Source organism: Mesorhizobium sp. M1338, from assembly GCF_040318045.1.
Classification (GTDB): domain Bacteria; phylum Pseudomonadota; class Alphaproteobacteria; order Rhizobiales; family Rhizobiaceae; genus Mesorhizobium.
The window spans coordinates 1-10,742 of record NZ_JAMYLL010000091.1; the positions used below are offsets into that span (position 1 = coordinate 1).

The window sequence follows — 10,742 nt, forward strand, 5'->3', positions numbered from 1 at the left end:
TCAGCGACGCGGCGGGCAACACCAACAGCGGCACCACCGATTCCAACAATTACGCCATCGACACGCTGCGGCCGACGGCAACCATTGGGATCAATGACACCGCGCTCACGGCCGGCGATGTCACGACGGTGACCTTTACCTTCAGCGAAGTACCGTCGAACTTCACTGCAGCGGACGTGAGCTACGACACCACCAGCGCAACCTTGGGCACGATTACAGCTACGGCCGATTCGAAAGTTTTCACCGCCACTTTGACACCGCTGGTGTCGATCACCGACGCTACGAACGTCATTACGGTGGGTACGGCGTGGCAGGACCTGGCTGGCAACGCCCCGGGTGCTTCAAGCAACTCGGTTAACTATACCGTCAGCACCGCCGTCGACTCGACGCCGCCGACTGTAACAATCACTAGTACGCCCTTAGATAATACAATCGGTTCTACCTCCATAGTCACCTTCCAATTTAGTGAAATTGTGACTGGTTTCGATCCCAGCAGTGCGACCGATGTTACATTGACACGTAGCACGCTGAGCAACATTACTCATGTAGACGGTGATACTTGGACAGCGACCTTGACGAGAACTGCTAGCGGCTCTGTAAAGGTTGATGTGATAGCAGGTAGCTATACGGACTCGGCGTTTAACCCGGGTGCTGCAGGGAGTCTAGGACCTCTCAACCCCGCCGGCGTTGCCGGAGAGCCGATTAATCTCGCCCTCACCGATCCATCGCATGAGGGTGCGCTCATCACCGTCACGGTGAAGGATGTGCCTTCCGGCTGGACCATCGACGGCGCAACCCACAACGCTGACGGCAGTTGGACGGTGCAGACCAGCGACCTGCACGGGCTGACGGTCACCACGCCTGCCGATTTCGCCGGCGCAGCAGTGCTCGACGTCCAGATGTCCTGGACCAACGCGGACGGCACGACTGGCAGCGCGTCCATCGCCGACAATGTCGAGGCCTACGCTCCGGGTTCGCCGATTTTTGCCTGGTCTGGCGACGATGTGCTGACCGGATCGAGCGGCAACGATCTCTTCGTCTTCTCGCAGCCGATCGGCGCCGACACGGTGCACAGTTTCGATGCGGCGGCCGACCAGATCGACCTTATCGGCTACAACGGATTGGCAGATTTTGCCGATCTCCAGACGCATATCGCCGACGATGCCCACGGGAACGCGGTGATCACGCTCGGCGATGGGCAGTCGATCACGCTGGACGGCGTCCACTCGGGCGCACTGATGGCAAGCAATTTCGTCTTCGACCAGACGCCGGTGGTCAACAATGCCGGAACCATGACGATCGGCGACGGCGCCTTGCTGCCGCTGAGCGGCACGATCAACAATAGCGGCCTCATCTCGCTGGACTCGACCGGCGGCGATACGCTGCTGCAAATCATCCAGCATGGCGTGACCCTGCAGGGTGGCGGGCAGATCCTGCTCTCCGACAGCGCCGCCAACGTGATCTCCGGCACGGGGCCGGATGTCACTCTGGTCAATGTCGACAACACGATCTCGGGTGCCGGCCAACTGGGCGGCGGGATGCTGAGCCTCGACAACCAGGGCACCATCATCGCCTCCGGCGCGAATGCGCTCTTCATCGATACAGGGGGCAGCGTCGTCATCAACTCCGGAACATTGGAGGCGACCGGTTCAGGTGGCCTGACGATCACCGGCGGGCTGGCGAATTCCGGCATGCTGTGGGCCAATGGCGGCGACATCGTCATCGACGGCCAGGTTACCGGCGACGGTGACGCCACGATCGGCAATCTCTCGAAGCTCGAATTCGGCGGCGCCTCGTCAACGGACGTCACCTTCGCGCACGACGCGGCCGGCACACTGCAACTCGACGATTCCTTCGATTTCAGCGGGCGGATCGGCGGCATCACCAATGACGACAGGCTGGAGCTCGAGGATATCCTGTTCGGTGCGGGAACGACGGCCGTCTATCAGGCAAACCAGGATGGTAGCGGCGGAACGCTGACCGTTTCGGATGGTACCCACGGTACCGCGCTGCATCTGGTCGGCTCCTATGATGCCAACGGCTTCAAGCTTGCCGATGACGGCCAAGGTCATACCGCCGTTTCGTACAATCCGGCGGAGTTCACGCTGACGGGCGTCGGTAATGGAGCAATTTCAAGCGACTTCGTGGTCTGACCAGAAGGGCCGCCGTCGGCGGCGGCCCACCGGCCTGACGAGCACCGAGTGGGGTTCTGGAATTGGATAGCAAACCTCGAGTTGTGAAGGATGCGCTTCGGGCATGCCGCCGCTATTTCCTGGTCGCGGCGGCATTCAGCCTGGCAATCAATCTGCTCTACCTCGCGTCCCCATTGTACATGCTGCAGATCTACGACCGGGTCGTCACCAGCGGCAGCGAAACCACGCTGGTGATGCTGACCCTGGTGTTGCTCGCGGCCTTCCTTTCATTGGCCGGCCTCGACCTGGTGCGCGCCGCTATCCTGACGCGCGCCAGCGCGCGACTCGACCGGCTGCTCTCGGCAAAAATCCTTGCCGCGTCGGTCGAAACCCCATCGCCCGGTTCCTCGCAAAGCCAGCCTATCCGCGACTTCGACACGTTCCGGCAGGTCATCACCGGCAGCGGCGTCCATGCCCTGTTCGACCTGCCATGGTCGCCAATCTATATCGGCATCATCTTCCTGCTGCATCCATGGCTCGGCTTCTTCGCACTGGGTTGCTCGCTGCTCCTGATCGCCATGGCCGTGCTCAACGAGTATCTCGTGCGTTCGCCGCTGAAGCAGGCCAACGACCTGGCGACCACCAACTATAATTTTACGGAGATGAGCCTCAGGAACGCGGAAGTCGTTCGCGCCATGGGGATGATCGACGGTCTCATTCGCCGCTGGGGGCGCGACCGCAATTTGGCGCTGCGGCGCCAGGCGGAGGCGAGCGACCGCGCCGCCTTGATGTCGGGCCTTATCCGGTTCCTGCGGCTCACCATGCAGTCACTGATCCTCGGCCTCGGCGCCTATCTGGTGATCGAGCGGCAGATCACCGGCGGCACCATGTTCGCCGCGAGTCTACTGCTGGGCAGGGGGTTGCAGCCTGTCGAGCAGATCGTCGGCCTCTGGCGCAGCCTGATCCTGGCGCGGGCTGCGTTGGCAAGGGTCGAGAAACTGGTCGACGGGGGCGCGCGGAACGAAAGATCGTTCAACCTGCCCAAGCCCAGCGGCAAGATCTCCGTCGAGCAGGTCAGCTACGCAATTCCCAGCCAGCAGAAGGTGCTTCTGCGGGACGTATCGTTTCGACTGGAAGCGGGCGAGGCGCTCGGAATCGTCGGCCCTTCCGGCGCCGGCAAGTCGACGCTGGCACGTAACCTCGCTGGCGTCATGCAGCCCAGTCGCGGCACCGTCAGGCTGGACGGCGCCGACATGTCGCAGTGGGGGCATGACGCGCTCGGCGACCACATCGGCTACCTGCCGCAGGATATCGAACTGTTCTCCGATACGGTGGCCGCCAATATCGGGCGCTTCAAGACGAATGTCGACCAGGAGGTGATCGAGGCCGCGCGGCTCGCCGGCGTACACGAGATGATCATCCGCCTACCGCAGGGTTACGAGACCCAGATCGGCGAAGGCGGCGCCGTGCTGTCGGGGGGATATCGGCAGCGGATTGCTCTTGCACGGGCGGTGTTCGGAACGCCGAAACTGATCATTCTCGACGAGCCGAGTTCCAATCTAGACGCCGATGGCGACCGCGCGCTGAGCGAGTGCGCGATCGAGCTCAAGCGCCGCGGCAGCACGGTGATCATCGTCTCGCACCGGCCTTCGACCCTGGCGAATGTCGACAAGATCCTTCTGTTGCGCGATGGCGCGGTCGAGGCCTTCGGCATGAGAAACGAGATCGTGGCGCTGCTCAACCAGCGCTCGGCGCCAATGGCGGTGGCAACCCCAATGAACCGCGGCCGGAGAGATCGATGAGCGACGGGGCCCTCACCTACCGAAGCCTGCCCGGCGAAACCGGTATCCTGGCCCCGGATTCGATCCAGGTGCCGGCCTATGTCGGCCTGCTGATCATCGTCGCCTTCTTCGGCATCTTCGGCGGATGGGCGGCATTTGCCCCGCTGAACGGCGCCGTGCTCGCCGACGCTGTCGTCAAGGTGGAAGGCAATCGCAAGAGCGTGCAGCACTTCGACGGCGGAACGGTGAAGGAGATCCGCGTCAAGGATGGCGACATCGTCAGGAAGGGCGACATAATGCTGGCGCTGGACGACACCAGGATTCGCTCCGAGTTCAATCTCTATGCTCAGCAATATGCGCTGTTTCGCGCAACCGATGCCAGGATTCGGGCCGAACTGGACGGCAGCGAGGCTGTTGCCTTCCCGAAGGACATCCTCAAGGAGCACGAGGCCTACCTCAGGGATGCGATGGCAAACCAGATCGCCGACCTGGAAAGCCAGCGCGCCTCGATGGCCGGCGCCAAGCAGATCCTCGAGCGGCGGATTGGCGAACTCGAGGAGCAGATCCAGGGCAAGCAGTCTCGTGTCGAATCCTACCACGCCCAGCTGCAATCGACGATCGACGAGAAGGCCAGCCTTTCAAAACTGCTCAAGGCCGGATTGACCACCCGCCCGCGCATTCTGGAACTGGAAAGATCCGCCTCGGATCTGCAAGGCCTGATCGACGAAAACCTCGGCGCAATCGCCGGCAGCCAGCAGAGCAAGGCCGAGCTCGATAGCCAGATCGCGCAACTGACCAATGAGCGCCGAGCCAAGCTTTCGGCCATGCTGATCGAAACCCAGTCGAATCTTGCCGACCTTGTGCCAAAGATGTTTGCCGCCCAGGCTGCCATGGACCGGGCCGAAGTCCGCGCGCCTTATGACGGTCAGGTAATGGATCTCAGCATCTTCTCGATCGGGGCGATCGTGGCGCCGGGCCAGACAATCCTCGACATCGTGCCGACCGAGAATTCGCTGATCGTCCAGGCGCAGGTTCGCGTCGAGGACATATCGAACCTGCGACCCGAGATGGCGGCCGAAGTTCGCTTCACATCATACAAGCAGCGCTCAATTCCCACAATTCATGGACGCGTCACCCGCATTTCGGCGGATCGCATTACCGACAGCAAAACCGGGTTTCCCTACTATCTTGCCGACGTAGCGGTCGATCCGATGGAATTGGCGGCGGCCCCCCAGATTGCGCTTTATCCAGGCATGCCAGCGTCGGTCATGATCGTTACCGAGGAACGTACCGCACTCGACTACATTTTAGGCCCGCTGGTCGTATCGTTCCACTCCGCCTTTCGCCAGAAATGACGGAGGTCGCCAATCGATTGGCGATGCAAAGTTTCGACGAGCCTGTCAGGCCTCCGTGGATCAAGACAGGCCTACGGACTCCGAGACCATGCCTGCAATCGCCAGTTAAATGCCAGGAGCTGCCGTTTCGGTTTCGGCCCCGACCTGCAACGCTGGGGCTTCCCGTTTCTCCATCGGCCAATCAAGGCCGAGGAGAACTCACATGAGTCACTCTCAATACGATGATGCTAGCCGCGAGCGGGCCGCCTGGAATGCAGGAAATGAAAGTAGGAACCAAGCGTCGGCTCACACAGAAACAGATCTGGGCTGTTCGCTTCTTCCTCGATCGCGAGGGGCGCGTTCGAGACCGTGCGCTGTTCGATCTGGCAATCGACAGCAAGCTTCGCGGCTGCGACCTGGTCAAGATCAGGATTAGAAATGTGGTTTCGGGGCCGGAGATTAGGACCCGCGCAATCGTCGTTCAGCAGAAGACGGGTCGTCCAGTCCAGCTCGAAATCACGAGTCGCTGGCGGGAGTGATTGGCGACCTCTACTTCTTAGCAAGGTTCGTATTCCAAATATCCCGATGCAGTCGCCATTCGCCGTCGGCGCCCTTCTTCCAAACCACAATGTATTTGCCGATTTCCTCACTGGTCTTGCCGTCGCTACCGGGAATCTTGATAGAGTAGGTGCCCTCCTCATACGCGAGATTGCCGCTCTCCTCGACCTGCGCCGCTTTCAGGGTCAGATCGGTCAATCCTGCATCGATCCAGCTCTGCCACATCTTCTGAACGCTTTCGCGGCCGGCGACCCGCTCTTCGTTGGGAGGAAACGCTACCGCGTCTTCGGTGTAGTGTTGAGCCAAGCTCGCCGTATCCTTAGCGGCAAACTTCGCAACAAAGTCCGCATTGTTCGCCTCTATGCTTGATTGGGCTGTCTGGGCACCTGCAGATTCGCCACCGCCGATAACTAGTGCGACGAAACAAAAAGTGGCTAGAAAGTAGCGCATCGAAGTCCTCCCTTTTGAAAGCCGGCCAGCGAAGACCATGTGCAGATGAAGACAACGAGGGCGAGTAATTGCCGGGTGTTGTCGGACATCGGCGCCCAATCAATGTCTTTTACAGACGGGGCGTAGCAGGCCGCTTGCAGGGCTAATATGCGCTTACGCTAATACAATGACAATCCCAGCTAGGCTAATATCCATGCCCCCCACTCACGCTGAGGCGCACATTGCGTTCGACGCGACATGCCGCTGGAAGATCGCCGCGAGCATCCAGTTTAGCCCCACTTCCTGGCGAGGCTAAGGCGATCATCCACCTGATCGATCAAGCCGGGCTCGAAGGTATGGTTTCGAAGCGCAAGGACAGCAATTCGACGGCCTGGCTCAGGACCAAAGCTTACAGCATTGACGAATACGAGTTGCTTGGCGTCGAGCGTGAGCCTGGGAAGCCGGCTTTCGCCCTGATGGCGGATCGGGCGACCGGGAGATATGTCGGCTCGGCCTCAATCAACTCGCGGGGCGCCATCCGAGACCGGCTGTGGAAGCGCGTCCAGGAACACGCCGGGCCGGCGGAGCGGAAACAGTTCGTTCCGGGCCGATTAGGCGCTAGATTGCTGCGGACGTTCCTGCGAAATCGTTGGCGGACGCCGATGCCGATTTTTTCAGTCAAGCACTCGACTGTCTATCGCTATAACCAACCGGTGAGGTTTGGCGAGCACCGGCTGATGTTCAGGCCGCGCGACAGTTTCGATCAACGACTTCTGGACCACGCCCTATCCGTGGACCCCGAGCCGATGGGAATTCGATGGATCCATGACGTTTTTGGAAACTGCGTTGCCGTGATCGAATTCACGGGTTCGGCCAATAAACTCCATTTCGCGACAGACATTCGGCTCGATCACACGCCGCAGCATGCGCCCGATTTCCGTATCGATGAGGCCGCGCTGAATTATCCATTCTCTTACGATCCCGATGAGGGGGCCGACCTCGCGCAAACCATGGAGCGCCATCATGCCGATGACAGCGACGAGATTGGCAAATGGGCACGGCAGTTCGTGAATGCCTCGGGACAAACCGAGACCGGCAAATTGCTGATGACGCTCTGCTACGCCATCCATGAGAGCTTCGTCTATTCCCGTCGGATCGAAACCGGGACGCAGCCGCCTCTCGTGACGTTGCATCTGCGCAAAGGCACATGCCGGGACTTCGCGCTTTTCATGATGGAGGCGGTGCGGTCGCTCGGCTTCGCAGCCCGGTTTGTGACCGGTTATGTCTATGTGCCGAGCCGCGACAGTGCTGATGTGCGCGGCGGAGGATCGACGCATGCCTGGTGCCAAGTCTATTTGCCTGGTGCCGGCTGGGTCGAGTTCGATCCTACCAATGGCATTGTCGGCAACCGGGATCTGATCAGGGTGGCCGTGGCCAGGCATCCCCAGCAGGCCATACCTCTTTCGGGAAGCTACTCCGGCAGCGCCTCAAGTTTTCTTGGCATGACTGTTGAGGTAAAGGTGGCGAAACAAAATTAGCTCTGTCTGATGTTCTCCGGAACTGTTTGGGCAATTTGGAGTTTGCCCGGTTCCTGAATCAAGGCATTGGAGCATCGATGCGCATCCGCGCGGGTTTCAACCTCACCTACGAATGTCCGCAGCAGACACCAATGCTGCTCGTCCTTGAGATCCATCCTTCACGCCGCGTCGATCTGTTGACAGAACAGGTCCTAGGCTTTGATCGCCCGATCGAAGCCCGCGGCTACATTGACGCTTTTGGCAACGCGTGCACGAGAATAGAAGCGCCTGCGGGCCTGACAACGATATCCACGAGTTTCGACATTTACGATACTGGGAAGTCTGATGTCGTCATGCCAGAAGCCATCCAGCACGACATCAAGGAACTGCCCGACGAGGTGCTCAGGTTTCTCCTGGGCAGCCGCTATTGCGACACCAACCGGCTTGGCGACTTCGCTTGGGCGAATTTTGGCAATGCCCCCTCCGGCTGGGCGCGGGTGCAGGCGATCTGTAATTTCGTGCACAATCACATCGCTTTCAGCTACCAAGCCGCGGACCCGCTTCGGACTGCCCACGGCGCTCTCGCAGATCGAACCGGCGTCTGTCGCGACTTTGCGCATCTGGCCATCTCGCTATGCCGCTGCATGAACATCCCGGCGCGCTATTGCACCGGCTATCTCGGCGACATTGGCGTGCCTCCGGTGCCGGATCCCATGGATTTCAGCGCATGGTTCCAAGCATATCTAAGCGGTCACTGGTTCACATTTGATGCTCGGCATAACCGCCCTCGCATAGGTAGGATCCTGATGGCGACGGGTTGCGACGCGACTGATGTTGCACTCTCAACCAGTTTCGGTTCATCGAGACTTGCTGGCTTCGAAGTTGTCACGAAAGAAGTCCAAGCGGAGCACGTGTTAGCGACTCCTATCGGAAATCCAGTGCCTTCACCTTGATCTGATCGCTGTGGCCAAAGCTCCGCGCCAGTTCGTGCTGCGAGAAAGGATTGAACTCTGAGTTGTATTAGTAAAGTCAAAGACTTATGAGATGTTTTGTACCATTGTGACGTCCGTCAAAATGGCCCTTCACCGTCATTAGTTGAAAGCCGAATTAAGGCCTGCAGCGAAACCAGCAACGGCACTGACCAGGTATCCGCCCTTCTCATTCGGTGCCGGCGAGGCCACCGCACCATGTTCGCACATCAAGTTGCCGTAGAGCGGCCATTCGAGAAAGTCCTGCGAGAGCCAATGCGGACCGATGTCGGTCGCCCAGGCGACCGTGCGCCCGCGGCCATGGTTTGCGAACAGCAAGGAGCGCTAGATCGCGCTTGTCCAAGGACAACGTCGGTGGGAGGAGACATACCGAAATTGTGCAGCCGGCTCAGCAGCGCAATTAGCGTTCTGACGACCCGTGTTAACTGCCAATCAAAAAATCTTCAACATTCCTGATTACGAGGGCCAGCAGCGGGAGCGCAACCGCGACTGGAAGCCAACATTCGATCGATGAAAGTGGCGAAAAGGGCGCGGTCCGCGACGGCGCCCTTTGGCGATCGAAGCTGTCTACCAGCCTTGCCGGCCATACCATTCATCGATGTCTCGGCGTACGCGATCCTTCGCCAAGCCGTAGCGTTCCTGGATCTTGCCTTCGAGCTGATCGCGCTTGCCGGCGATGCGGTCTAGATCATCATCAGTGAGCTTGCCCCACTGTTCCTTGACCTTGCCTTTAACCTGCTTCCAATTTCCTTCGACGCGGTTCCAGTCCATGGTGGCGACCTCCTTCGTTTCTCCCGTGGAAAAACGGTCGTATGGCAGTGAGGTTCCAATGCCGAAGAAGCGACAACCGCGATTGGAAGCCGATTTTCGATTCGACCAAACAGCCGGAACATTAGACTCTAAAAGTTCCTGCTTTGCGGCAGGTGGTGCCTTGGGAGAACCTGAAGCAGCCGAGCAAGCGGTGATCGATGACGCACGTCAGAGCATCGAGGCCTAACCTCAATCGAACTGGATTGGCTAAAGGATAGGCGCCCGCGCTACCCTTCGCGGGATGTACCGGCACTGAAGGGAGAAAATGCGGAAGCCGGCGACATAGCGTTCCATCGAACAGACCAGGACTGGATTGTTCGAATGGTTGCGGGCCGCAACCGCAACAAAGTCTCCCTAATTGGGCTTAGAGAGGACAAGCCCCGCTTCATCTACAGGGCCGACCATCTGGCCGTCGCTCAGCTCTCGCTCGGAGACCCAACTGCTGACGCATAAATTCCCAACCCGCTACAGCTTCAGCCACCGTGATTTCAAGGTACGCATCCGGTGAAGACCGCAGACGTGCATATCCGATGCCATGAGGACCTGAGCACCGCGGTGCTGGGGTCAAGCTTTCGATGGGGAGACGCGATGATGTTCTTCGAGGGGGAGTTCGACCTCTTCGATGCCTTCATCGGTGAAGACCAAGATCCCGTCGTCATCGTTAGTGAACCGCCCCGGGTTTTCCGGAGGCCGTTTCGTTTGAGTCACGCGGCTATGGCTGGTTCATCCAGCATGGCGTAGTAGCGTTCCTCGGCTTCGGCCGGCGGGATGTTGCCGATGGGCTCCAGCAGCCGGCGATTGTTGAACCAGTCGACCCATTCGAGCGTGGCGAACTCGACGGCCTCGAATGAGCGCCAGGGTCCGCGTCGATGGATCACCTCGGCCTTGTAAAGACCGTTGATCGTTTCGGCGAGAGCATTGTCGTAAGAGTCGCCGACACTGCCCACCGAAGGTTCGACGCCGGCCTCCGCCAGGCGCTCGGTGTATCTGATAGAGACGTATTGGCTGCCTCTATCGCTGTGATGGATGAGCCCGCCTCCCTGCACGGGCCGCCGATCATGGAGAGCCTGTTCCAGAGCGTCCAGAACGAAGCTGGCATGCGCCGTCCGGCTCACCCGCCAGCCGACGATCCTTCGCGCATAGGTGTCGATGACAAAGGCGACATAGACGAAGCCCGTCCAGGTCGCGACGT

8 protein-coding genes and 2 pseudogenes are annotated in these 10,742 nt (G+C 59.8%); 6 read left to right on the forward strand and 4 right to left on the reverse strand.

Features of this window, described 5'->3' with window-relative positions; genetic code table 11:
• From NKH19_RS32305 to NKH19_RS32320, 4 genes and pseudogenes are all read left to right on the forward strand, one after another.
• On the forward strand, positions 1-2,153 hold a 2,153-nt coding region (locus NKH19_RS32305), incomplete at its 5' end, for an Ig-like domain-containing protein (RefSeq protein WP_352873878.1).
• A gap of 62 nt (positions 2,154-2,215) precedes the next feature.
• Complete coding sequence (locus NKH19_RS32310; RefSeq protein ID WP_352983755.1) at positions 2,216-3,934, forward strand: type I secretion system permease/ATPase; 1,719 nt, start codon at positions 2,216-2,218, stop codon at positions 3,932-3,934.
• The gene (locus tag NKH19_RS32315; protein WP_352983758.1) at positions 3,931-5,268 is read left to right on the forward strand and encodes an HlyD family type I secretion periplasmic adaptor subunit; all 1,338 of its coding nucleotides are present in this window, start codon (positions 3,931-3,933) and stop codon (positions 5,266-5,268) included. Before NKH19_RS32310 ends, NKH19_RS32315 begins: the two co-directional genes overlap by 4 nt.
• Before the next feature lie 202 nt (positions 5,269-5,470).
• Positions 5,471-5,771, forward strand: a pseudogene (locus NKH19_RS32320) (site-specific integrase); the annotation flags it as partial.
• Positions 5,772-5,796: 25 nt separating this feature from the next.
• Here NKH19_RS32320 and NKH19_RS32325 read toward each other — a convergent pair.
• Positions 5,797-6,255, reverse strand: a complete 459-nt coding sequence (locus tag NKH19_RS32325; RefSeq protein ID WP_352873881.1) for a YybH family protein — start codon at positions 6,253-6,255, stop codon at positions 5,797-5,799.
• Positions 6,256-6,896: 641 nt separating this feature from the next.
• On the opposite strand from NKH19_RS32325, the gene NKH19_RS32330 reads away from it, so the two are divergent.
• Entirely contained in the window at positions 6,897-7,772 is an 876-nt protein-coding gene (locus NKH19_RS32330) for a transglutaminase family protein (RefSeq protein ID WP_352873885.1), read from the forward strand.
• Positions 7,773-7,849: 77 nt separating this feature from the next.
• Complete coding sequence (locus NKH19_RS32335) at positions 7,850-8,704, forward strand: transglutaminase-like domain-containing protein (RefSeq protein ID WP_352983760.1); 855 nt, start codon at positions 7,850-7,852, stop codon at positions 8,702-8,704.
• Between the two features lie 246 nt (positions 8,705-8,950).
• On the opposite strand, the pseudogene NKH19_RS32340 reads toward NKH19_RS32335, so the two are convergent.
• The 3 genes and pseudogenes from NKH19_RS32340 to NKH19_RS32350 form a co-directional block, all read right to left on the reverse strand.
• Positions 8,951-9,058: pseudogene (locus NKH19_RS32340) on the reverse strand (glutamine amidotransferase); the annotation flags it as partial.
• 249 nt (positions 9,059-9,307) lie between these two features.
• Complete coding sequence (locus NKH19_RS32345) at positions 9,308-9,511, reverse strand: CsbD family protein (RefSeq protein WP_352601557.1); 204 nt, start codon at positions 9,509-9,511, stop codon at positions 9,308-9,310.
• A gap of 743 nt (positions 9,512-10,254) precedes the next feature.
• Positions 10,255-10,742, reverse strand: a 488-nt coding sequence (locus NKH19_RS32350) for an IS3 family transposase (RefSeq protein ID WP_352983763.1), incomplete at its 5' end; no start/stop codon positions are given.